The 23,635-nt window shown below is 55.8% G+C and carries 20 protein-coding genes and 6 tRNA genes; 4 read left to right on the forward strand and 22 right to left on the reverse strand.

Annotation, left to right across the window (positions count from 1 at the left end):
• Positions 1–29 precede the first annotated feature (29 nt).
• The 9 genes from HBN68_RS17585 to HBN68_RS17625 form a co-directional block, all read right to left on the reverse strand.
• Positions 30–860, reverse strand: coding sequence for a glycine betaine/L-proline ABC transporter ATP-binding protein (locus tag HBN68_RS17585; RefSeq protein WP_169965515.1), 831 nt, complete (start codon positions 858–860; stop codon positions 30–32).
• Positions 857–1,708, reverse strand: coding sequence for a proline/glycine betaine ABC transporter permease (locus HBN68_RS17590; protein WP_094994664.1), 852 nt, complete (start codon positions 1,706–1,708; stop codon positions 857–859). Before HBN68_RS17590 ends, HBN68_RS17585 begins: the two co-directional genes overlap by 4 nt.
• A gap of 30 nt (positions 1,709–1,738) precedes the next feature.
• Positions 1,739–2,752, reverse strand: a complete 1,014-nt coding sequence (locus HBN68_RS17595; RefSeq protein WP_169965517.1) for an ABC transporter substrate-binding protein — start codon at positions 2,750–2,752, stop codon at positions 1,739–1,741.
• A 293-nt stretch (positions 2,753–3,045) separates the two neighbouring features.
• A tRNA-Gly gene (locus HBN68_RS17600) sits at positions 3,046–3,121 on the reverse strand.
• 5 nt (positions 3,122–3,126) lie between these two features.
• A tRNA-Glu gene (locus HBN68_RS17605) sits at positions 3,127–3,202 on the reverse strand.
• A gap of 174 nt (positions 3,203–3,376) precedes the next feature.
• A tRNA-Gly gene (locus tag HBN68_RS17610) sits at positions 3,377–3,452 on the reverse strand.
• A gap of 5 nt (positions 3,453–3,457) precedes the next feature.
• Positions 3,458–3,533 (reverse strand) — tRNA-Glu (locus HBN68_RS17615).
• 103 nt (positions 3,534–3,636) lie between these two features.
• Positions 3,637–3,712 (reverse strand) — tRNA-Gly (locus HBN68_RS17620).
• Positions 3,713–3,714: 2 nt separating this feature from the next.
• Positions 3,715–3,790, reverse strand: a tRNA-Glu gene (locus HBN68_RS17625).
• A 349-nt stretch (positions 3,791–4,139) separates the two neighbouring features.
• On the opposite strand from HBN68_RS17625, the gene HBN68_RS17630 reads away from it, so the two are divergent.
• A complete protein-coding gene (locus HBN68_RS17630) occupies positions 4,140–4,898 on the forward strand; it encodes a hypothetical protein (RefSeq protein WP_094995091.1) in 759 nt (252 codons plus the stop codon).
• 248 nt (positions 4,899–5,146) lie between these two features.
• On the opposite strand, the gene HBN68_RS17635 is transcribed toward HBN68_RS17630, so the two are convergent.
• Positions 5,147–5,491 (reverse strand): YggL family protein, encoded by a 345-nt coding sequence (locus tag HBN68_RS17635; RefSeq protein ID WP_048369844.1) that lies wholly within the window; start codon positions 5,489–5,491, stop codon positions 5,147–5,149.
• Positions 5,492–5,723: 232 nt separating this feature from the next.
• Between HBN68_RS17635 and dacB the strand changes: the two genes are divergently transcribed.
• Positions 5,724–7,190 carry a D-alanyl-D-alanine carboxypeptidase/D-alanyl-D-alanine-endopeptidase gene (gene dacB / locus HBN68_RS17640; protein ID WP_094995090.1) on the forward strand — a complete coding sequence of 489 codons (1,467 nt, stop codon included), beginning with the start codon at positions 5,724–5,726 and terminating at the stop codon, positions 7,188–7,190.
• Positions 7,191–7,292: 102 nt separating this feature from the next.
• Here the strand turns inward: dacB and rlmKL are convergent, their stop codons facing one another.
• The gene (rlmKL, locus tag HBN68_RS17645; protein WP_094995089.1) at positions 7,293–9,563 is read right to left on the reverse strand and encodes a bifunctional 23S rRNA (guanine(2069)-N(7))-methyltransferase RlmK/23S rRNA (guanine(2445)-N(2))-methyltransferase RlmL; all 2,271 of its coding nucleotides are present in this window, start codon (positions 9,561–9,563) and stop codon (positions 7,293–7,295) included.
• Between the two features lie 542 nt (positions 9,564–10,105).
• Here rlmKL and HBN68_RS17650 point away from each other — a divergent pair.
• Positions 10,106–10,321: a ribosome modulation factor gene (locus HBN68_RS17650; RefSeq protein WP_094995087.1), complete on the forward strand. Its 216-nt coding sequence runs from the start codon at positions 10,106–10,108 to the stop codon at positions 10,319–10,321.
• A gap of 114 nt (positions 10,322–10,435) precedes the next feature.
• Here the strand turns inward: HBN68_RS17650 and HBN68_RS17655 are convergent, their stop codons facing one another.
• The 9 genes from HBN68_RS17655 to ppsA all read right to left on the reverse strand — a co-directional run bounded on the left by HBN68_RS17655 (position 10,436) and on the right by ppsA (position 19,714).
• Positions 10,436–11,461: a quinone-dependent dihydroorotate dehydrogenase gene (locus HBN68_RS17655; RefSeq protein ID WP_094995086.1), complete on the reverse strand. Its 1,026-nt coding sequence runs from the start codon at positions 11,459–11,461 to the stop codon at positions 10,436–10,438.
• 180 nt (positions 11,462–11,641) lie between these two features.
• The gene (locus HBN68_RS17660; protein ID WP_094995085.1) at positions 11,642–12,619 is read right to left on the reverse strand and encodes an OmpA family protein; all 978 of its coding nucleotides are present in this window, start codon (positions 12,617–12,619) and stop codon (positions 11,642–11,644) included.
• A 106-nt stretch (positions 12,620–12,725) separates the two neighbouring features.
• Positions 12,726–13,316 (reverse strand): RNA polymerase sigma factor SigX, encoded by a 591-nt coding sequence (gene sigX, locus HBN68_RS17665; RefSeq protein ID WP_094995084.1) that lies wholly within the window; start codon positions 13,314–13,316, stop codon positions 12,726–12,728.
• A 90-nt stretch (positions 13,317–13,406) separates the two neighbouring features.
• Complete coding sequence (locus HBN68_RS17670) at positions 13,407–14,231, reverse strand: mechanosensitive ion channel domain-containing protein (protein WP_047276302.1); 825 nt, start codon at positions 14,229–14,231, stop codon at positions 13,407–13,409.
• 2 nt (positions 14,232–14,233) lie between these two features.
• Positions 14,234–14,479 carry a hypothetical protein gene (locus HBN68_RS17675; protein ID WP_047276304.1) on the reverse strand — a complete coding sequence of 82 codons (246 nt, stop codon included), beginning with the start codon at positions 14,477–14,479 and terminating at the stop codon, positions 14,234–14,236.
• A gap of 63 nt (positions 14,480–14,542) precedes the next feature.
• A complete protein-coding gene (locus HBN68_RS17680) occupies positions 14,543–15,538 on the reverse strand; it encodes a CorA family divalent cation transporter (RefSeq protein ID WP_094995083.1) in 996 nt (331 codons plus the stop codon).
• A 24-nt stretch (positions 15,539–15,562) separates the two neighbouring features.
• Positions 15,563–16,054 carry a ribonuclease E activity regulator RraA gene (gene rraA, locus HBN68_RS17685; RefSeq protein ID WP_094995082.1) on the reverse strand — a complete coding sequence of 164 codons (492 nt, stop codon included), beginning with the start codon at positions 16,052–16,054 and terminating at the stop codon, positions 15,563–15,565.
• A gap of 150 nt (positions 16,055–16,204) precedes the next feature.
• Positions 16,205–17,233: an alpha/beta fold hydrolase gene (locus HBN68_RS17690; protein ID WP_094995081.1), complete on the reverse strand. Its 1,029-nt coding sequence runs from the start codon at positions 17,231–17,233 to the stop codon at positions 16,205–16,207.
• Between the two features lie 105 nt (positions 17,234–17,338).
• Positions 17,339–19,714: a phosphoenolpyruvate synthase gene (ppsA, locus tag HBN68_RS17695; protein ID WP_094995080.1), complete on the reverse strand. Its 2,376-nt coding sequence runs from the start codon at positions 19,712–19,714 to the stop codon at positions 17,339–17,341.
• 177 nt (positions 19,715–19,891) lie between these two features.
• On the opposite strand from ppsA, the gene HBN68_RS17700 reads away from it, so the two are divergent.
• Positions 19,892–20,710, forward strand: coding sequence for a pyruvate, water dikinase regulatory protein (locus HBN68_RS17700; RefSeq protein WP_094995079.1), 819 nt, complete (start codon positions 19,892–19,894; stop codon positions 20,708–20,710).
• Between the two features lie 78 nt (positions 20,711–20,788).
• Here HBN68_RS17700 and prpD read toward each other — a convergent pair whose 3' ends face one another.
• Positions 20,789–22,273: a 2-methylcitrate dehydratase gene (gene prpD, locus HBN68_RS17705; RefSeq protein ID WP_094995078.1), complete on the reverse strand. Its 1,485-nt coding sequence runs from the start codon at positions 22,271–22,273 to the stop codon at positions 20,789–20,791.
• 160 nt (positions 22,274–22,433) lie between these two features.
• Positions 22,434–23,624 (reverse strand): 2-methylaconitate cis-trans isomerase PrpF, encoded by a 1,191-nt coding sequence (gene prpF, locus HBN68_RS17710; RefSeq protein WP_094995077.1) that lies wholly within the window; start codon positions 23,622–23,624, stop codon positions 22,434–22,436.
• Between the last annotated feature and the right edge of the window lie 11 nt (positions 23,625–23,635).

The raw sequence follows: 23,635 nt of genomic DNA on the forward strand, positions 1-23,635 counted from the left end.
TTCCTCTGCGGTAGCTGATTACCCCTGACTCACGCGTGCGTGCGACGCCGCTTTACAAAACGGTCCACGTAGTCATCGGCCGGCGCACGCAGAATGTCATCTGGGGTCCCGACCTGAATCAATTGCCCGTCCTTGAGAATGGCGATGCTATTGCCAATACGCAGCGCCTCGTCCAGGTCGTGGGTGATAAAGACGATGGTTTTTTTCAGCGACCGCTGCAACGCCAGTAACTGATCTTGCATTTCGGCCCGGATCAGTGGATCGAGGGCGCTGAATGCTTCGTCCATCAGAATAATGTCAGTATCGGTGGCCAGCGCCCGCGCCAGTCCTACACGTTGGCGCATGCCGCCTGACAATTGATGAATCATCGCCTGCTCGTAGCCCTTGAGCCCCACTACAGAGATCCAGTGCCGCGCCCGTTCATCCCATTGTGCCTTGCTCTCGCCGCGCACCTTGAGGCCGTAAGCCACGTTCTCAAGTACATTTCGATGAGGCAGCAAGCCGAAATTCTGAAACACCATGCTGATTCTATGGCGACGCAGGTGACGCAGCGCTGGCATGTCGAGATGAAGAATATCTTCGCCATCCACCAAAACCTGCCCGCTTGAGGGGTCGATCAACCGATTGAGGTGACGAACCAGCGTCGACTTGCCCGAGCCGGACAGGCCCATGATGACAAACACCTCCCCCGCCTGGATCGACAGCGACAAATCATTGATGCCCACTACGCAGCCGGTCTCGGCCAGGACTTGCTCCTTACTCATCCCGGCCCGAAGAAGGGCAAGCACTTCTTTCTCACGTTTGCCAAACACTTTGAACACATGCCGGACTTCAATTTTATTCACGCCCGCTAGGCTCATTTACGTTCTCCCTGCCGGGGGCGCCCGTAGGCCTGAGTGATGCGGTCAATCACCACGGCGAGAATCACAATGGCCAGCCCTGCCTCCAGTCCTTTGCCGACGTTGAGGGTCTGAATGCCCACCAGAACATCTTCGCCCAATCCCCTCGCGCCAATCATGGAGGCGATCACCACCATCGACAACGCCATCATGGTGGTCTGATTGATCCCGGCCATGATGCTGGGCAAGGCCAGCGGCAACTGCACGCCAAACAGTTGCTGCCACGGGGTGGCACCAAAGGCATTGATTGCCTCCATAACTTCGCGATCCACTTGGCGCAGGCCCAAATCGGTGAGGCGGATCAACGGCGGGACTGCATAAATGACGGTGGCAAAAATGGCCGGTACTTTGCCCAGACCGAACAGCATCAGCACCGGGATCAGGTACACGAAGCTCGGCAGGGTTTGCATGATGTCGAGCAACGGCATCATCACCGCTCGCAGACGATTATTGCGCGCGGCAAGAATGCCCAAGGGAATACCGACGAGCACCGAAATCACAGTGGCCACCATCATCAGCGCCAGGGTTTGCATCAGCTTGTCCCACAGCCCTACTGCACCGACCAAAAACAGCAAGCCGACAATCAACAGCGTACTGAAGACTTTGCGAGTGGCATGCCAGGCAATGGCTCCGACAATGGCCAGCATGAGCCACCACGGCGTCAGGCGCAGCAGGTGTTCAAGGTTGATAATGGCCCACAGCAATGTGTCAGAGATATTGCGAAATACATCCCCATAATTGCTTACCAGCGCATCGACCCCGTTGTTAACCCAGCCGGCGATGGAGAACGTCAGATTTTCAGGAAACATGCACGGCTCTTGTTCTGAGAAATAGACGGCTTATAGCGCCGATTTAACCTTCTGCGCGGCTTCAGGGGTTACCCAACGCTCCCAGATCTGCGGCTGTTCACGCAGGAACGCCTCGGCGGCCTTGCGCGGTTCGGTTCGTTTTTCACTCATCTGCGCCAGTGTCTGATTCAGCAGGTCGATCGGGAAGTCGACTTTCTCATAGAACTGAACCAACTGCGGGTACTGGGATTTGAAGGGCGCAGAAACGCCAATTGCCAATTTTGCAGGCAGTGAACGTGTGCCCTTGGGGTTCGGATCGTTGGCGTCGGTCAGGGTTTTCCAAGCTTCGGCATTAAAGGGCGGCTCTTCCAGCTTGATCAACGGGTAGCGGCCGATCAAGGGGGTCGGGGACCAGTAGTAGAACAGCACCGGCTTCCCGCGCTTGATCGAAGAGCTAATTTCGGCATCCAGCGCAGCCCCGGAACCCGTACGGAAATTCACAAAATCGCTCTCCAGCCCGTAGGCTTTGAGTTTTTGACTGTTAACGGTTTCAGACGTCCAACCACTGGGGCTATTGAGAAAGCGTCCGCGGCTCGGGTCTTCCTGATCGCGGAAAACGTCTTTGTAGCGCGCCAGATCGCTGACGGATTTCAGCTCGGGCGCCAAAGGCTTGATGCCTTTTTCCGGATCACCCTTGATCACGTATTCAGGCACCCACCACCCTTCGCTGGCATTTTTCACAATATCGCCAAGGCCAAAGACCTTGCCTTCAGCTTCGGCCTTGACCCACACGGGGCTGCGCCCGGCCCACTCTTCGCCGATCACTTGGATATCATTTTTGGCCAAGGCGGCTTCAAGGCTGACCGTGCTGCCTGGCAATGTGTCAGTGCTGACGCCGTAGCCCTTTTCGGTGAGCTGGCGCAGCACCTCAGTGATAAAACTGCCGCTTTCCCACGTGAGATCAGCGAAGTGAACCGGTGTAGCCTGGCTTTGTGCCGACACGGGTTGTGTCATGATTCCAAACGCTAGAAGCGGGACACTGAGCCACTTTTTCAGATTGTTCATACAGATTCTCTTGTTGTGTGGTGTCGGCGTGATCGGAGCGCTATTGGCTTTGAACAACGAAGTTGACGCAAGGTTCAGGTCAGTACTGACTGAACAGGGGGATATGTCCAACATTAGCAGTCATACCGTCCAGCGGGAGGTGACGCTTAAATATGTGAACACTTATTTGACTGTTATGAGGGTGCGCCCCTCACTGGTTCGGCAGCGCCCCATAAATCGCAGGCACAAAAAAAGCAGCCTGCGGGCTGCTTTTCTGTGTTTTTTGAAACTGCGTTGCTCCAAAAAACAAAATTTGGAGCGGGAAACGAGACTCGAACTCGCGACCCCGACCTTGGCAAGGTCGTGCTCTACCAACTGAGCTATTCCCGCAATAATGGCGTCCCCTAGGGGACTCGAACCCCTGTTACCGCCGTGAAAGGGCGGTGTCCTAGGCCACTAGACGAAGGGGACGTTGCCCAAAACATACACTGTATGTCTCAGTGCCAACTGCATTAACCGAAGTTGCTGCTCTGGCGTTTCACTCAACCTCACCCGAAGGCAGGGCTGCTGGTGACACAAAAAAAATCAGCCTCGGCTGATCTTTTTATGCTTTCTGAACTGTGCGTAGCTCCAGAAAACAAAATTTGGAGCGGGAAACGAGACTCGAACTCGCGACCCCGACCTTGGCAAGGTCGTGCTCTACCAACTGAGCTATTCCCGCAATAATGGCGTCCCCTAGGGGACTCGAACCCCTGTTACCGCCGTGAAAGGGCGGTGTCCTAGGCCACTAGACGAAGGGGACGTTGCCCAAAACATACGCTGTATGTTTCAGTGCCAATTACATTAACCGAAGTTATTGTTTTGGCTTTCACTCAACCCCGCTCAAGAGCGAAGCTGCTTAAAAATGGAGCGGGAAACGAGACTCGAACTCGCGACCCCGACCTTGGCAAGGTCGTGCTCTACCAACTGAGCTATTCCCGCATTGGCGTCCCCTAGGGGACTCGAACCCCTGTTACCGCCGTGAAAGGGCGGTGTCCTAGGCCACTAGACGAAGGGGACACGCTACAACTTCACTGGTCACTGCGTTTGGCTGTGTGCTTTACGCTGCAATTGGCGCGCATTCTAGGGATGGTTTTGGAAGTCGTCAACCCCAATATGAAAATATATTGAAATCAATGACTTCCCCTATCTTCAGGACTTTTCTTACGCCGTCTAGCGCCCAAGTCCTGACGCCTATATTCCGACATCCTACAAGGAGTTATAGTTGGCAGCGGACAATAGTGGCACTCTGTACCACATCCCACACTTTTGCCTCTTTATAGATGAGAGCTATTACCTTCAAGATTGTTTGCCACACCCAAATAAAGCCCATTGACCATCCAAAGAGGTTTTCACGTTGACGCCATCCATGATCACCCTGCTTGTAGTAGCCGGGATCGTCCTATTGATCGCCATCGGTTACATGAACCATGTGGTGGAAAACAACAAACTGGAAAAGGCGCGCCTGAAGGTTGAACTGACTGACCGCGTTCGTCGCTGTAGCGAAGTCAGCGAAACATTCCCGGGCCAATTGATGTCGCCCGGCCTCAAGCACTTGCTGACGCGCCTGGAACTCAATGCGTGCCAGCGCCTGCTGCATCTGGATAAGAACAGCGCGCCTGTGAAGGCACGCATTGCCGAGCTGAATGCACTGGTGGGCCAAGGTGAATCGATTCCGGTCAATAACCCGCCCGGCCCTATCCTGACTGAAGCCAAAGCAAAAGACGTGCGTTTTCTGCTGGAAACGTTGCACGGGCAAATCACCCGCGCGGTGCAAGATGGCTTTCTGCCTACCAACGAAGCCAAGCGCTGGATCAAAGAGATCCGCCATTTACTGGTCGTGCTGCACATCGAATTTTTCAACAACCTTGGGCAACTGGCTTTCCAGCAAAATCAGCCTGGCCAGGCACGTCTCGCCTATGAGCGCGGCGCCCAGTACCTGCGCAAACAGCCTGAGCCTGCCCTGTACAGCAACGCCCTGAAGGAAATGGAGGAGCAACTGGCGCGTGCCAACTCGCTCGTACTCACCAAGCTTGAGCCGGCAAAAGATGAAGTCAATGAGCTGACTGAAGGTTTGAAAACTGACGAAGCGGATGCCGACTGGAAGAAAAAGGTCATCTACGACTGATGTGCTAAACCCTGAAAAAAAGGACAAGCGTATGCCTTGTCCTTTTTTTTGGATACCTGAAAGCATTGATGACTGATCAACAGGCACGGTCTTAACGCCTAACCTGCGCAGGAATATGCGCGCGCGGATACATACACGCAGGGCGAGCAAAGAAGATCGAGGGTTTTTATCTGACGCCCGAACGGGCTAGAGAATGTTGCAGGGCAACAGCATGGAAGCAGCCATGCAGGCTGCCTCCATGCACAACATCAGGCTACCGGATTGATTGGCTTTTCCGGGTACCAAACGTCAAGCAGCGGGCTCACTTCAACACTGGTCAGCTCTGGACGAGCTTTCAGCCAGGCTTCAACAGCGGCACGCTGTTCTTCGCTGACCGAACCACGCTTCTGCAGGCAAACCAGACCGTAGTCGTCGCCGCCAACATAACCAAGGCCGTTCGCTTCCATGGCTTCTTTCAAGAACGCATCGAGGAAAGCATCGACAGCTTCATCCGACAGGTCTTCTTTGAAATCCAGGTTCAGCTCAAAACCCAACTCCTGAAATTCATCAACGCACAGCTTTTTGCGCAGACGCTGGGAACGATTAGTAGCCATTGAACAATCCTCTTAAGTAATAACGGCGGCACTTTACCAGTTTCGAGCTGCACTTGCCCGGTTCAGTGTGGACGGCTCATCGTTTTGTGCATTTAATCAGTGGATGTATGTATCACGGCAATGCCCAAGCCTGACGACCTTGGGGCATAATGCCGTCACTTTCATGACCATTGAGGGAATCTTTTCATCATGCCCTCGTATTTTCCCCCTCGCCTGTAGGGTATTACTTTTTATGATCAAGTCTTTACGTCCATTGTTTCTTGCCGGGCTGATGCTGCCATTCGCCTTTGGGGCCAACGCCGCCCCCGTCAACACCACCCTGTCGCCCAAGGTTCAACAGGCCCTTAAAACCAACAAGCTGCAAAACAACGCACTGTCGTTGGTGATGCTACCGCTCAACGGTCCCGGCGTACCGACTGTTTTCAACGCCGACGTCTCTATGAACCCGGCGTCCACCATGAAGCTGGTCACCACCTATGCGGCGCTGGAAATGCTCGGCCCTACCCATCAGTGGAAAACCGAGTTTTACACCGATGGCACGCTGAGCAACGGCATCCTGCAAGGCAACCTTTATCTTAAAGGCGGTGGCGACCCCAAGCTGAACATGGAAAAGCTCTGGCTATTGATGCGCGACCTGCGCGCCAATGGTGTGCAGCAGGTGACGGGCGATCTGGTACTGGATCGCAGCTTCTTCGAACAACCACAATTGCCCGTGTTTGACGACGACGGTAATGACAAGAACAAGCCGTTCCTGGTCAAACCCGACGCGCTGATGGTCAACCTCAAGGCGCTGCGTTTTGTTGCACGCAATGATTCAGGAAAGGTCCTGATATCGGTTGAGCCGCCGATTGCCAGCATCCGCGTGGATAACCAGGTAAAAGCCGTCAACGCCAAGCAATGCACGGGGGACGTGCGCTACAACCCGGTGACGCAGCCGGACGGCTCGGTGGTCGTCACCGTCACTGGCCAGCTGGGAGAAGGCTGCAACTCGCAGACGTACCTGTCGCTGCTTGATCACGCAACGTACACCGCAGGCGCAGTTCGCGCGATATGGAAAGAGCTGGGCGGCAGCATTCTGGGACAGGACCGTCAGGGTTCGGTGCCTAAAAGCGCCAAAGTACTGGCCCGCGCTTTCTCGCCCGACTTGGCCGAAATCATTCGTGACATCAACAAGTACAGCAACAACACCATGGCTCAACAGCTGTTTCTGAGCCTGGGCGCGCAGTTCCGCACCGATGCAGATGGCGATGATGCCAAAGCAGCACAACGGGTGGTTCGTCAGTGGCTGGCCAAGAAAGGCATCACCGCACCACACCTGGTGATGGAGAATGGCTCGGGCCTGTCTCGCGCCGAGCGAGTCAGCGCACGTGAAATGGCCCAGATGCTTCAGGCCGCATGGAAGAGCCCGTATGCTGCCGAGTTCATCAGCTCCATGCCCATTGCCGGCAAGGACGGCACGATGCGCAAACGCCTGAAAACCACCGCCATGAACGGACAGGCTCACATCAAGACCGGCACCCTCAACACTGTCCGGGCCATTTCGGGTTTCAGCCGCGATAGCAATGGCAACACCTGGGCCGTGGTCGCCATTCTCAATGACCCACGCCCATGGGGTGCCTCTGCAGTTCTCGACCAAGTATTGCTGGACCTTTATCGCCAGCCGCAAGTGCCGAATAACGCAGTTTCCATCGCCCAGTAGCGGGTCTCTTACCTGCCACAAAAAACGCCCCGGCTCGCAAGAACCGGGGCGTTTTTGTGTGTACTGCATCTGTCATTGCGCTAAGAAATGACAAAGAGGCCGTCAACGCGCAGTGATTTTCCACGCGCGGTGAATTTTGCTGTTGCGCGCAAAATCCGGATCAATCGTGCTGGCCGTGATTTCTTCTACCGCGTAGCGCGCTTCCAGATGCTCATCAAGAATGAACTTGCGGAAGTTGTTCGAGAAATACAGCACGCCCCCCGGCGCCAAACGCGCCATGGCCAGATCCAGCAATTGCACGTGGTCGCGCTGGACATCGAAGATGCCCTCCATGCGCTTGGAATTAGAGAAGGTCGGTGGATCGATAAAGATCAGGTCGTACTCTTCCCGGCACGCGTCCAGCCAGACCATCACATCGCCCTGCTCCAGACGGTTCTTGTCTGAAAAACCATTGAGCGACAGGTTGCGACGTGCCCAGTCCAGATAGGTCTTGGACAAGTCCACGCTGGTAGTGCTGCGCGCGCCACCTTTGGCCGCATGGACACTGGCAGTTGCGGTGTAGCAATACAGGTTAAGGAAGCGCTTGCCGGCAGCCTCACGCTGAATACGCATGCGCATCGGGCGGTGATCAAGGAACAGGCCTGTGTCCAGATAGTCCGTCAGGTTGACCAGCAGCTTCACGCCACCTTCATTGACTTCGGTGAACTTGCCTTGAGCACTTTGGCGTTCGTACTGCTTGGTACCGCTTTGACGTTCACGGCGCTTAACGATCACGCGGCTTTTATCGACGTTCAGTGCCTGCGGAATGGCCGCCAGCGCATCGAACATACGCGCCGAGGCTTTTTCCGGATCGATGGATTTAGGTGCTGCATACTCCTGAACGTGTACCCAGTCGTGGTACAGGTCAATCGCCATCGAGTACTCAGGCATGTCTGCATCGTAAACACGGTAGCAATCGATGCCTTCACGCTTTACCCACTTACCCAGCGCTTTGAGATTCTTTTGCAGACGGTTGGCGAACATCTGCCCGCCTTCGCTCAATCGCGGCTGTTCGATCACAACAGGAACCGGCTTGATCGGATTACCGTTCTTGTTGAACTTCTCGTATTTACCCGGCGCCTCAATGTTGGACGGCAGATCGGACTCAGCCTGCTCCCGCTCCGCCTGACGCTGCTCGGGAGTGCGACGCTCACCTGTCACAAACTGATCCGGCACAACCTTGATCAGCAGCAGCTTGCAAGGCAAGGCACCGTTCCAGAACGAGTACTGCTTGTGGCTGCGAATACCCATGCGCTTGCCCAGATCCGGAGCGCCAGTAAATACTGCGGCCTCCCAGTTCAAGCACGCCTGACGCAGACGCTCGCCGAGGTTCTGGTAGAGATAGAGCAGGCTCGCTTCGTCACCCAGACGCTCGCCATAAGGGGGGTTACAGATGACCAGGCCTTTCTGGTTCTGATCCGGGCGGGGCTCGAACGTCGCGACTTCACCCTGGTAAATTTTGATCCAGTGGCTCAACCCGGCACGCTCGATGTTATTGCGGGCAGGCTGGATCAATCGCGGGTCAGCTTCGTAACCACGAATCCACAACGGCGGCTTGGACATGCCTGCTTCAGCACGCTCTGTGGCTTCCTGATGGAGTTTTTTCCAGATTGCAGGCACATGGCCGAGCCAGGCATCAAACCCCCAATGTATGCGATTGAGGTTGGGCGCCATGTCCGCCGCGATCATCGCACCCTCAACCAGGAATGTGCCCACACCGCACATAGGGTCAGCCAGCGCGGCGCCTTCGGCTGCCATGCGCGGCCAGCCCGCACGAATCAAAATGGCTGCCGCAAGGTTTTCTTTAAGGGGCGCTGCGCCTTGCTGCAAGCGATACCCGCGCTGGTGCAGGCTGCTGCCAGACAGATCCAGCGACAAAATGGCTTCGCCACGGTCCAGACGCAAATGAATACGCAAGTCTGGACTGATCTTATCGATCGAAGGACGCTCACCGGCTGGCGTACGCAATTTGTCGACAATGGCGTCCTTGACCTTCAACGCACCAAAGTGCGTGTTGTCGATGCCTGAACCATGGCCGCTGAATTCCACCGCCAGGGTGCCGTCCGGCACCATGTGATCCTGCCAGTCAACATCCAGTACGCCGTGGTAGAGGTCCTCGGCATCCTTCATCGGGAAGCGTTTGAGCACCAGCAATACGCGGTTGGCAAGGCGCGACCAGAGACACAGACGGTAGGCAGTTTCCATATCTGCAGTACCACGAATGGCCGAGGTATGCTCGCGAGCTTCCTCAAGGCCAAGGCCGGTGGCCTCTTCAAGGAGAAGGCCTTCAAGGCCTTTCGGGCAGGTAAGGAAGAGTTCGTAACGATCCGACATGGGATTCCTGAGCTTTTAGCTATCAGTGAAGAGGCAACGCATTGCCTGCTCCGTTTTCAATCAAGCGCTTTTCTTGAAGAGCGCTCGCGTGGCACGAAACTGTGCCGTTCCACCCCAACGACCACCCTCGCCCGCAGGCATAAAGAGTTTAGACGCAGAGGCAGGTCATTCATCTTGAAACAAAGGGACATATTCAGACCCTTCGTCGAATAGTACCCGAGCAAAAAAGGCGGTCATTCGCAGCAGAGAATGAAACGCATCATCTTTGCAAACACTCGCAGCATCAGGCTTTTGTCGTAGAAAGGGGCAACAGCACACCCGGTCTTATGGCCTGAACAACACTATCGTTACGTCCTTATGACAAAACGATCATTCACACACCCAAGTACATTCGTTAGAACTTAACTCAGGTAGTCACCGCGCAGGTGATTACAAACATGCTCGCCACGCCGGCAGCGAGCAACCCACGGCAGATTTATTCTGCCCCGACCTGAGTCAGGTCGACGCGATATAAAACAGTCAACAAGTGAGGGCAATACCCTATGAGAAGACTTAAGCGTGATCCGTTGGAAAGAGCTTTCTTACGCGGATACCAATATGGCGTTAATGGCAAGTCCCGTGAGCTTTGCCCTTTTTCTCTACCGTCGGTGCGCCAGGCATGGATTAATGGCTGGCGCGAAGGACGCGGCGACAACTGGGACGGTATGACAGGCACTGCGGGCATCCACAGACTCAACGAACTTCACGCCGTCGGCTAACTCTGGGCACATTCCGACATCACCTCGAATACGCAACACTTTAACCATGCCGTCCTATCCGGGCGGCGGGCTGCGGCCCAAGGGCTCCTTCAAGGAGCCCTTTTTATTGGGTGTTTATCGACGAGGAATAGCCGAAATGGCATCCACCGATTCGCGAATCAGCGCGGGTCCTTTATAAATAAAGCCGGAGTAAACTTGCACCAGACTGGCACCAGCCTCGATTTTTTCAGCCGCATGCCGGCCTTCAGTGATGCCGCCCGCTGCAATTATAGGCATCCGGCCAGCAAGTTCTTCAGCCAGGACCTTCACCGTGTGGGTGCTTTTTTCTCGTACGGGTGCACCCGACAGGCCGCCCGCTTCATCCCCATGCTCCATACCCTCAACGCCGATGCGACTCAACGTCGTGTTGGTGGCGATCACCGCATCCATGCCTGTATCCAGCAAGGCACGTGCAACGAGCACGGTTTCTTCATCGGTCATGTCAGGTGCAATCTTGATTGCAAGTGGCACGCGCTTTCCGTGACGCTGTGTAAGTTCGTTCTGGCGCAGCTGTAAGGCTTCCAGAAGCTGCTTGAGCGAATCGCCGAACTGAAGCGTGCGAAGGCCAGGTGTATTGGGCGAGCTGACGTTAACGGTCACGTAGCTTGCGTGAGCGTAGACCTTGTCCAGACAGATCAGGTAATCATCGACAGCACGCTCAACCGGTGTATCGAAATTCTTGCCGATATTGATGCCCAGAATGCCGCTGTACTTGGCGGCCTGCACACGTGTCACCAAATTATCGACGCCAAGGTTGTTGAACCCCATGCGGTTGATAATGGCCTGCGCTTCAGGCAAACGAAAAATACGCGGCTTGGGATTACCGGGCTGCGGGCGCGGCGTAACGGTGCCGATCTCCACAAATCCAAAGCCCAATTGAGCAAAACCATCAATCGCAGCACCGTTTTTATCCAGGCCTGCGGCCAACCCGACCGGGTTGGGGAACTCAAGGCCCATGACCGTAACGGGCAGCTTGGCCGGCGCCTTGCACAGCAAACTGTTCAGCCCCAAACGGCCGCCCGCCCCGATCAAGTCAAGGGACAGATCATGCGAGGTTTCAGGAGAAAGTTTGAAGAGCAACTGGCGGGCCAGGTTATACATGGGCTCGATGGTCTCGGAAGGCGGCTGAAAGAGAGCGCGATTATAGCCGTGCCGAGCGCGAAGACGCGAGGGAAGTGTGGCGCGGCGTATCAGGCCTGCCGGATTGAAACAGTACGATTAAATCGTAGGCAAAGAAAAGCCCGGCATGAGCCGGGCTTTTCTGAACAGGCTAGCTAAAAATTACTTAGCTTCTGCTTGAACGGTAGCTTCTACGCGACGGTTCAGAGCACGGCCTTCTTCAGTTGCGTTCGAAGCAACTGGGTTGGCTTCGCCGTAACCTACTGCGTTTACGCGGCCGGATTCAACACCGTCGTTAACCAGAGCTGCGCGAACGGCGTTAGCACGACGCTCGGACAGTTTTTGGTTGTAGGCGTCTGGACCAACGCTGTCAGTGTAACCAGCAACGGTAGTGGTGGTCGCTGGGTACTGCTTCATGAAATCAGCAACGTTGCGGATGTCAGGCATGTACTGCGATTTAACAACCGACTTGTCGAAGTCGAACTTAACGTCCAGCTCAACTTTAACCACTTCAGCGATTGGAGCTTCTGGTTCTGGCTCAGCGATTGGTGCTGGAGCTGGAACTGGAGCAGGAGCTACTTTACCGCCGTTGCCGCCGAAGTTTACACCCAGGCCAACAGTAGGAGCGTAGTCCCACTTGCCGTTGTCCAGTTTGTAGTCAGCTTCAACGCCTGCACGGGCGAACAGGTTGTCAGTGATGTACCACTTAACACCAGCGCCAGCAGTCAGGAAAGTCGACTTGTCACGACCGCTGTGGCCGTCAGCTTCTACGTTGGTCATGCTCTTGTGAGCAACACCACCGGAAACGTAAGGACGCAGAGCGTCGCCCACGGTGCCGAAGTGGTACTGAGCGTTCAGACCAAAGTTGTCGCCTTTGATTTTCTGGTGGCCAGTGCCGTCGTTCGAACGGGTGTGGTTAGTCTTGTCGTAGGTCAGGTTCAACGAGACGTCGTCGGTCAGGAAGTAACCGATCGATGCGCCTGGGTTGTAACCGTCTTCTACGTGCTTGACGCTGTCGTTGTACTGTTTTTTGTAGAACAGTTCACCCTCGACCGCGCCTTGGCCTTGTGCCAGGGCACCGAACGAAGTTGCGGCTACAAAGGAACCAATGGCAATGCCCAAGGTGTTTTTCAGTTTCATCCGTTAAATCCCCATCTGGTGATTGTAAAGCAGTCCCACATACCGGGGGACAACTCGGCGGCAAGTCTATCAGAACTTACCTACACGTAGAGCTATTTGCGCTGAACTAAGTTTCAGCAATGCCTGCAAATTTCTCACGCAATTTATCAAGAGCACGCTTGTAGCGCATTTTCGTCGCACTCAAACCCATATGCATTATGTCTGCGATTTCCTGAAATTCCAGTTCTGCGACAAATCGCAGCACCAAAATCTCACGGTCAATCGGGTTCACATGCACCAGCCAGCGATCGAGCCCACCCTTTTCCTCAGGTTTCGGCGTCTTTTCTTCAGACGCTTCCTCGAGGGGGTCAATACTCAATGCGTCCATCAAGCGACGCTTTCGCCGTTCCTTCCGATACTGCGTAATGCATTCGTTGTAGGTGATGCTATATAGCCACGTCTTGAATTTCGATTTGCCCTCAAAATTCTTCAAGCCATACAGCACCTTAAGCATTACCTCCTGACAGACATCGTCAGCATCACGATCGTTCCCTAAATACCTTGAACAAACGTTGAACAAAGTTCGTTGGTAACGCCGCATCAACTCTTCATAGGCGCGCGTGACGTGAAACAACTCATCATGCGAGCGCGCCACCAGCTCCTCATCGGAGAGTTCGCGGGGGTCATAGCGCATGGATAGCGATTGGGCTTTATTCAAAACGAGTCGTGCCGACAGTCAGGTCAATGTCCGCCACAGCCGAGAACACAGGCTTATTTGCGGCGGCATACATTAGCAGGGTTTGCCGCATCAGCGGCTAGTCACGTGCTGCTCCAGCAAGATCCGATTGGAGATGGAGACTAGCTCACCCTCCTCGGTCAGCAACGTGGTTTTAACCGTGCCGATCTCTTCGATCTGCCCTTCTATCTCACCTACACGCACGTCTTGCCCAACCTGATACAGCTCACGCACATAGATCCCGGCAAGGATCTGACCCGCAATTTCCCGACTTCCCAACCCCATTGCCAGCGCAACTGCCAGACCAACGGTAATCAAAACGATGACAATTACATGGTTCAGCAGGTCAGTTTTGACCTCCAGCTGACTGATGGCCACAGAAATACTGATGATGATGACCAGACCCTGAGCCACGCGGCCCAGCCCGCCAGCATAATCGAACCCTACGCTTTCGGCCGCGCCGCGCACCAGACCGTTGAGCAATTGCGCAAGCAACACACCCACCAGAAGTACCAGCAACGCGCCAAAAACCTTGGGCAGGTAAAGCGTGAAAATGTCCAGCGTAGCTGAAACCCGCTCAAGTCCAAGGGACTGAGCTGCTGAAACCAGGAAAATGAGAAGAATGAACCAATAAACAATTTTGCCGATCAGTGTGGAGATCGGGACCTGGATCCCTGCACGGCCCAGTATTTTCGTGAGGCCGGTGCCACCCATCAAACGGTCAAGGCCCAACTTGGCGAGCAACTTGGACAGCAAGGTATCAAGCAGTTTTGCAACCACGAAGCCCAGCAATACAACAACCAGCGCCCCGAACAGGTTCGGGATGAAGTTGGCAATTTTGGTCCAAAGGGCGGTCATTGCCGTAACCAGGCTCTGGGTCCAGAGATCAAGTTCCATGTTCAATCAGCCTTATCAGCAGGGCGAGCAGCAGGTTTGCGTCGCGAAACGGGCGCAATATGAGCCGAACCGCTGTTCAAAGCAATCATCAGTGCCTGCACCCAACGGCCCAGCAGACTGAAAAGATCACCCGCCCCCACCTGACGGTTAGCGGTTTTCAGTACACGGCCCAAGCAGGCATCGTCGTCACGGGTGGACGGCTCGGCCTTGAGCATTTCACGTAAGGACTGTTCAAACGGATCGTGCATAAGCACCTCTCGGTATGTCAGTGAAAGACGTGGGCAACATGAATGAGGTCACATACCGTGGCTTTAAAGCCACTGCAAACGACGATAAAACCACCACTGCCCTACACCAATGACCAACATCACAAGGCAGGTCACGGCAAAACCATAAGGGTCATTGGAGAAGGGAACGCCGCCCACGTTGATGCCCAACAAACCGGTAATAAAGGTGATGGGCAAGAAGATGCCGGTCAGCACGCCGAAGCGATACATGATGCGGCTCATGCGAACGTTCAAACGTCGGTCTTCAGCCTCAAGCACAAGCCCCACGCGCTCGCGGGTCAGTTCGAGCTCCTCGAGGTAGCGCGTCAGACTATTGTTCAATTCGTTCCAGTAATCTGCATCATCGGCCGTAAACCATGGCAACTTGGTGCGTGTCAGCTGACCGAAAATATCGCGTTGAGGGGCAAGAAAACGACGCAGTGCGGCAGCCCTTCTGCGGATCTGCAAAATAGCGCCATGCTCGGGTGTATACCGTTCGTCGGCATCAATTTTATCTTCTTCGTCATCGACGATTTCAGACAGCTCACCAATCAGATCCTGCACTTTTAATGTCAGGTGCTGAGCCAGATAAAGGATCAATTCGGCGGGGTTCTTAGGCCCTTCGCCCTGATCGAACTCGCTTAGCAGCTCATCGGTTGCACGCAAAGGCCGCATGCGCAGTGAAATCACCCGCTGCGCACTGCCGAAAATACGCAGCGACACCATGTCCTCCGGTTCAGCGCCGGGGTTCAAGTTAACGCCCCGCAGAAACAGCAACAATTCGTTGTTGGGCAGAGGCAGCAGACGCGGGCGCGTATTTTCTTCCAGCAGCAAGTCACAGCTGAACTCGCTCAGGCCGCTAGAGTTACGCAGCCAGCTCTGGGTTTGAGGATGACTGCGATCCCAATGCAACCAGAGGCTTTCATGGGCTTGCAACGCAAGCTCATTGAGCTCGGTGCGGGCAATCGGGCGAGCACCGCCCTCACCGTCCAGCACCAATGCATGCACCAGGCCCCATTGGGCGTTGTCTTCCTCGAACATCCGTGATCCTTAGCGGTTACGCCGTTATTCCGGCATTTTCAAAGCAGTAGGCGAAACAATGACGCCGTTATTGTCGGCGTAAATAAATTCACCTGGCCGAAATGTGACGCCTGCAAACGTGACCGCAACGTTAAGGTCGCCCACCCCGCGCTTATCGGTTTTCATCGGATGACTGGCCAACGCCTGGACACCCAGATCAGTTTGCGCGATGACGTCTACATCCCGTATGCAACCGTAAATGACCAGGCCTTCCCAACCGTTTTTCGCCGCTTTTTCAGCGATCATGTCACCCAGCAAGGCTCGACGCAGTGAGCCACCACCGTCGACCACCAGTACTTTGCCTTTACCGTTTAGCTCTGCTTGCTCTTTAACCAGCGAGTTGTCTTCAAAACACTTGATCGTGACGATTTCGCCACCGAATGAATCGCGCCCGCCAAAGTTGCTGAACATCGGCTCAAGCACTTGAACCAGATCAGGGTAGGCATCGCACAAATCGGGAGTGATGTAGTGGTTCATGGAAACTCCTGTGAAAAAAGGCACAGCAGGAAGAAGCGAAAGGGTTCTAAGGGTATAGACGCCACCACGGCGTGAGGCTTTAAAAGTTGCCCGCATGTCAGAACACAGCAAGGAACGGGTCACACAATATGACCAGAACCTCAAAGGGCGTCACATAGTAGCCGCAACCTCATCCTGCCGAAACCCCAGCAGTGGCGCTTCGCTTTCCTCAGCGACTTCACGTGGTTGCGACGCGCTCCGGCTTTGCAACCAATTGAGCACCTTTGGCCAAACCTCGGTTTGAGCAGTTTCACTGACCAGCATTTCGACATGACCAAAATCCGAACTGAAACCCTGCGCACGCCCCAAGGTCATGAATGTTCGCTGCTCTGATCCCAATTGGTCATACAACGCGCGGCAAGCCCATTCCGGGGTTTTCAAGTCGCCCGCGGCCGCAACAGCCATGATCGGTAAACGAACCTCAGCCAGCCCGGCCCACCAATCGCGTCCGGCACCTTTGAAGCGCCCCAAAAAACCGTTCCAGCGCAAGTTTTCCAGCGCGATGCCAATCGGCTCGTCTTCCGGTCCACGCTTGAGGCGAACGCCCGACAGTTGTGCGCAGCGCTTGAGCAACAGATGAGCGACCCACTCCACCGGCGGAATTTTTAACAGCCAATAGCGGCGATTGACCTGACAGCCAAAAAACGCTGCAGACGCGACTGCCGGTTCGCCCATGTACTGGCCGCCTAACGCAGCGGCCAATGTGACACCGCCCTGAGAATGACCTAACCAGTGGGGGACCTGCCCACTTTGCTCACGCACAAAGGCAGCAATCGCTGGCAAGTCGTAACGCGCATAATCCGCCACACGGTTGTTACGCCACTGTTGATTGCGCACTGACAGGCCGTGACCACGCATCTCGGGTAGCCACACATCAAAGCCGGCACGGGCCAGATACGCCCCAAGCCCGACACCTTTTGGGGAGTACCAGAAACGTCGATTGGAGAAACTGCCGTGTAACAGGATCACGGGCACGCCCCGCGCCAGCCCGGCATCTGCCATGCCCAGACGGGTGACCGCCAATTCAACGGACGCATCCGGACTGTTGGCGGGTTTCAAGCGATACACGTCTTCGCTCAGATCGCCCCGACGCTCGGCGCTGATCAGGGCAACGGGAAATAAATGACTGCTGCTTTGCATAATGCTCTTGCACAAAAAAGGGCGACCCCATACAGGAACTCGCCCTACCACTGCTTATATAAGGACAGGGCAATCACTGGACTGCCCCGCCCCTCATTTAACGGCTCAAGCCTTGGCTTGACCTTCGGCCAGGAAGAACCAGGTTTCCAGCACGGTGTCCGGGTTCAACGACACACTTTCAATGCCTTGCTCCATCAACCAGCGCGCCAGATCCGGGTGATCAGATGGGCCCTGACCGCAAATACCGATGTACTTGCCAGCCTTGTTACAAGCCTGGATGGCGTTGGACAGCAGCTTCTTGACTGCCGGATTACGCTCGTCGAACAAATGCGCGATGACACCCGAGTCGCGGTCAAGTCCCAGCGTCAGCTGAGTCAGGTCGTTGGAACCAATGGAGAAACCATCGAAGTATTCGAGGAACTCGTCAGCCAGGATCGCGTTGGACGGCAGCTCGCACATCATGATGACGCGCAGGCCGTTTTCGCCACGCTTAAGCCCGTTTTCGGCCAGCAAGTCGATTACCTGACTCGCTTCGCCCAAGGTACGCACGAATGGCACCATGATTTCGACGTTGGTCAGGCCCATCTCATTGCGCACACGCTTTAAGGCACGGCATTCCAGCTCGAAGCAGTCACGGAAGTTTTCGCTGATGTAACGCGAGGCGCCTCGGAAACCCAGCATCGGGTTTTCTTCTTCCGGCTCGTACAGCTTGCCACCAATCAGGTTGGCGTATTCGTTGGACTTGAAGTCCGACAAGCGCACGATCACCTTCTTCGGTGCAAATGCCGCTGCCAGTGTGCTGATGCCTTCTACCAGTTTTTCAACATAGAAGCCGACCGGGTCGTTGTAACCGGCGATGCGTTTGTCGACGCTTTCCTTGATGTCCTGCGGCAGACCGTCGTAGTTCAGCAGCGCCTTGGGGTGCACGCCGATCATACGGTTGATGATGAACTCCAGGCGGGCCAGGCCCACACCGGCGTTCGGCAACTGCGCGAAATCAAAGGCGCGGTCCGGGTTGCCCACGTTCATCATGATTTTGAACGGCAGCTCCGGCATGGCATCCACGGAGTTTTTCTTGATGTCGAAGCCCAGCTCGCCTTCAAAAATGAAGCCGGTATCGCCCTCGGCACACGAAACAGTTACGCCTTGGCCGTCCTTCAACAACTGAGTGGCATTGCCGCAACCCACGACCGCCGGGATCCCCAGTTCACGGGCGATGATCGCCGCGTGGCAGGTGCGTCCGCCGCGGTTGGTGACAATAGCGCTGGCGCGCTTCATCACCGGTTCCCAGTCCGGGTCGGTCATGTCGGACACCAGCACGTCGCCCGGCTGAACCTTGTCCATTTCAGACACGTCTTTAATGATGCGGACCTTGCCAGCGCCGATGCGCTGGCCAATGGCGCGGCCTTCTACCAGGACCGTGCCGGTTTCCTTGAGCAAGTAACGCTCCATGACATTGGCCTGAGAACGGCTTTTCACAGTTTCAGGACGCGCCTGAACGATGTAAAGCTTGCCGTCATCGCCGTCTTTGGCCCACTCAATGTCCATCGGGCACTTGTAGTGCTTTTCGATGATCATCGCTTGCTTGGCCAACTCGCAGACTTCAGCGTCACTCAGGCAAAAACGTGCACGATCAGCGGGCTCGACGTCGATCACCTTGACCGATTTACCGGCCTTGGCTTCGTCGCCGTAGATCATCTTGATGGCTTTGCTGCCCAGGTTACGGCGCAAAATCGCAGGACGGCCTGCGTCAAGCGTAGGTTTGTGCACGTAGAATTCATCCGGGTTGACCGCGCCTTGTACGACGGTTTCGCCCAAACCATAAGCGCCGGTGATAAAGACCACGTCACGGAAACCCGATTCGGTATCCAGGGTAAACATTACGCCTGCGGTCCCGGTTTCAGAACGCACCATGCGCTGTACGCCAGCAGACAGGGCGACCAGCTTATGGTCAAAACCCTGGTGCACGCGGTAAGAAATCGCACGGTCGTTGAACAGGGAAGCAAACACTTCCTTGGTCGCACGAATCACGTTTTCTACACCACGGATATTAAGGAAGGTTTCTTGCTGACCGGCGAACGACGCGTCAGGCAAGTCTTCAGCGGTGGCTGAGGAGCGCACGGCCACAGCCATGTCGGGATTGCCCTGGGACAAGGTGGCGAACGCAGTGCGAATTTCAGCGTTGAGCTTCTCCGGGAACTCGGCTTCCATGATCCATTGACGGATCTGGGCGCCGGTTTTGGCCAGTGCGTTCACGTCATCAACATCCAGCGCGTCGAGCGCAGCGTGGATCTGATCGTTCAAACCGCTGAGTTCAAGAAAATCGCGATAGGCCTGAGACGTGGTGGCGAAACCACCGGGTACCGAAACACCGGCGCCTGCAAGATTACTGATCATCTCGCCGAGGGATGCGTTCTTGCCCCCCACATGCTCTACATCATGGACGCCGAGCTTATCGAGGGAAACTACGTACTCTACCAAGGTGATCTCTCCACTAACTGTGTTGGAAAAGCTCAGGGCGCTGGACGCTCTACAGGGCGGCATCGCAGCGAATGTGGCCTGGACCTGGAAAATAAGTGACACTGCCTGACACTGAGGCCGACAAAATCGCGCCTATCATATCCAAGAATCGTCACCAGCTTAAGGCCCAAGGCGCAAATGAAACGATCTGCTTTCTTTATCTCCGATGGCACCGGCATCACCGCCGAAACCCTCGGCCAGAGTTTGTTGGCCCAATTCGAAAATGTGACCTTCAGCAAGTTCACGCGGCCTTATATAGACAGCGCCGATAAAGCGCGGGCAATGGTACAACAAATCAATAACGCCGCCGAAAAAGACGGAGTTCGTCCGATAATCTTCGACACCATCGTCAATCAGGACATTCGCGAAATCCTCGCGACCTCCAATGGTTTCATGATCGACATCTTCTCCAGCTTCCTCGCCCCACTGGAACAAGAGTTGGCCGAACACTCTTCTTACTCGGTCGGCAAATCGCACTCCATCGGCCACAACTCCAACTACATGGAGCGTATCGAAGCGGTGAACTTTGCCCTCGACAACGATGACGGCGCCCGTACACACAAATACGACAAGGCTGACTTGATTCTGGTGGGTGTCTCGCGTTGCGGCAAAACCCCAACCTGCCTGTACATGGCCATGCAATTCGGCATCCGCGCAGCCAACTACCCGCTGACCGAAGACGACATGGAAAGCCTGAAGCTGCCCGCCGCCTTGCGCGAGCACAAACACAAACTGTTCGGCCTGACCATCGACCCGGACCGGCTGACCGCCATCCGCAACGAACGCAAGCCCAACAGCCGCTACTCCAGCTTTGCCCAATGCGAATTCGAAGTGCGCGAAGTCGAAAACCTGTTCAAGCGCGAAAACATCCCGCACATCAACTCCACCCATTTTTCCGTAGAGGAAATCTCGGCCAAAATTCTGGTCGAGAAAGGCGTGGAACGCCGCTTCAAATAGACCTCATCTTGCCGCACTGGCGCAGGCTGCAAAAAAGGGTGTCTTATAGCCCGATCGCAGCCTGCGCAAGCGTGCGGGTCAAATGACCCACTTATCGACAAACTCATTGACCGGCGTCGACTCAAGCTGCGCCTGATCGTTGCACAACTCAAAAATCTGCGCACAACGCTGGCGTGCAAAACGCGTCGCCAAGTTGCTTTTGAACTTCTCTTCCAGCAGCGCAATACCTTGCGCCCGGCGCCGACGATGGCCGATCGGGTACTCCACCACCACTTGCTGAGTGCTGGAACCATCGGTGAAAAAAACCTGCACCGCGTTGGCAATCGACCGCTTGTCTGCCTCCAGGTATTCCCGGGTAAAACGCGGCTCTTCGACGACCTGCATCTTCTCCCGTAACTCATCAATGATCGGATGCGCCGCATGGAAATCGTCTTCGTACTGTTCAGCCACCAGATTGCCAAACGCCAGCGGCACGGCCGTCATGTATTGAATGCAATGATCGCGATCTGCCGCGTTGGCGAGCTTGCCCTGCTTGGAAATGATCCGGATCGCTGATTCATGGGTGGTAATAACGATTTTCTCGATCTCATGCAGCCGATCCTTGACCTGCGGATGCAAGGTAACGGCCGCTTCACAGGCAGTTTGCGCATGAAACTCCGCCGGAAAACTGATCTTGAACAACACGTTTTCCATTACATACGTGCCATAGGGTTGCGACAACTTGAACGCACGCTGGCTTTCGGGCTTAAGTGCCAGGTCCTTGTTGGTATGGCTAAAGAGCACATCATAAAAACCCCATTGCGGCGCCGTCAGAGCACCCGGGATGCCCATCTCTCCTTTCAGCGCAATGTCGGCCAGGCGCACACCGCGGCTGGTGGCATCCCCCGCCGCCCACGATTTGCGCGAACCTGCGTTGGGGGCATGGCGATACGTGCGCAATGCCTGACCGTCCACAAATGCGTGGGACAGCGCCGACAACAGCTGTTCGCGGGTGGCCCCCATCAGCTTGGCACACACGGCTGTCGAGGCGACTTTCACCAACAACACATGATCGAGGCCGACTCGATTGAACGAATTTTCCAGCGCGATCACGCCCTGAATCTCATGCGCCATGATCATTGCGTCGAGCACGGCGCGCACCGTGAGGGGCGTTTGACCTTTGGCCACGCGCTGTTGTGACAGGTGATCGGCCACCGCCAGAATCCCGCCCAGATTGTCCGAAGGGTGCCCCCACTCTGCGGCCAGCCAGGTGTCGTTGTAATCCAGCCAACGCACACTGCAACCGATGTCCCACGCCGCTTTTACGGGATCGAGACGGTACGGCGTACCGGGCACCCGCGCCCCGAACGGCACCACGGTGCCTTCAACCAGCGGCCCGAGGTGCTTGGTGCACTCCGGAAAGCGCAGCGCCAACAAACCGCACCCCAATGTATCCATCAGGCAAAGGCGGGCAGTGTTCAGGGCTTCTTGCGACGTGATGCGGTAATTGAGGACGTAATCGGCAATGTCCTGCAAAACCCGGTCATAGTCCGGACGGTTGTTGAGGTCGACGTTGGCGCTCATGGGTGCCTCCAAAAAGTCAGTGAGTGGTGTGTTCCATCCTCAGGTTAATCATGGTGTTGCGGGTCTCAAGTGCCCGCTCGACAGTCCCTAGACACCTTGGCCCCTCCCCCGCCCCTCATCTGACGGGAGAGGGTCGGGGTGGGGGCAAAGGGTCATGCGGTCAAAACGAATCGCCCGGCACCCGCACCCAGCCTTCCATCAGCACACGCGCACTGCGGCTCATGATGGCTTTGGTGACGGTCCATTCACCGTTGACCTGCTGCGCCTGTGCGCCGACGCGCAACGTCCCTGACGGGTGGCCAAAACGCACGGCATCACGCGTTTCGCCGCCTGCCGCCAGGTTCACCAACGTGCCGGGAATGGCGGCCGCCGTGCCAATCGCCACAGCGGCCGTGCCCATCATGGCGTGGTGCAACTTGCCCATCGACAGCGCCCGCACCAGCAAATCCACATCCTGCACCTTGACGGCCTTGCCGCTGGACGACACGTAATCCGCAGGCGCGGCTACAAACGCGACTTTAGGGGTGTGCTGGCGTTTGGCGGCCTCTTCAAGAGTACCGATCAGCCCCATGCGCAATGCGCCGTGAGCGCGAATGGTCTCGAACATGGCCAAGGCCTTGGCGTCACTGTTGATGTCGTTTTGCAGTTCGGTGCCGCTGTAACCAATGTCGCGGGCATTAACAAAAATGGTGGGAATACCCGCATTGATCATGGTCACATTCAGGGTGCCGACACCTGGAACGTCCAGTTCATCAACCACATGACCGGTAGGGAACATTGAGCCGCCGGCTCCGTCTTCATCCGCCGCCGGGTCAAGAAACTCCAGCTGCACTTCGGCCGCAGGAAACGTCACCCCATCCAGCTCAAAGTCGCCCGTTTCCTGCACCTCACCGTCCGTGATAGGGACATGGGCAATGATGGTTTTCCCGATATTGGCTTGCCAGATTCGCACCACTGCGGTGCCGTTCTGCGGAATCCGCGCCACGTCCACCAAGCCGCTGCTGATGGCAAATGAGCCAACGGCTGCTGAGAGGTTGCCGCAGTTGCCACTCCAGTCCACGAATGGCTTGTCGATGGCGACCTGACCAAACAAATAATCGACGTCGTGATCCGCACGCAAACTTCTGCTCACAATCACGGTTTTACTGGTGCTGGATGTAGCTGCGCCCATGCCGTCGATTTGCTTTTCGTACGGGTCCGGGCTCCCGATCACCCGCAGCAGCAAGGCATCACGGGCCGCGCCGGGCACCTGTGCGACCGCCGGGAGGTCGAGGAGACTGAAAAAAACACCCTTGCTGGTTCCGCCCCGCATATACGTCGCAGGGATTTTGATTTGCGCTGCATAAGCCATGACACAGTCCT

It is taken from the genome of Pseudomonas sp. WS 5078 (assembly GCF_012985745.1).
Lineage (GTDB): Bacteria > Pseudomonadota > Gammaproteobacteria > Pseudomonadales > Pseudomonadaceae > Aquipseudomonas > Aquipseudomonas lundensis_A.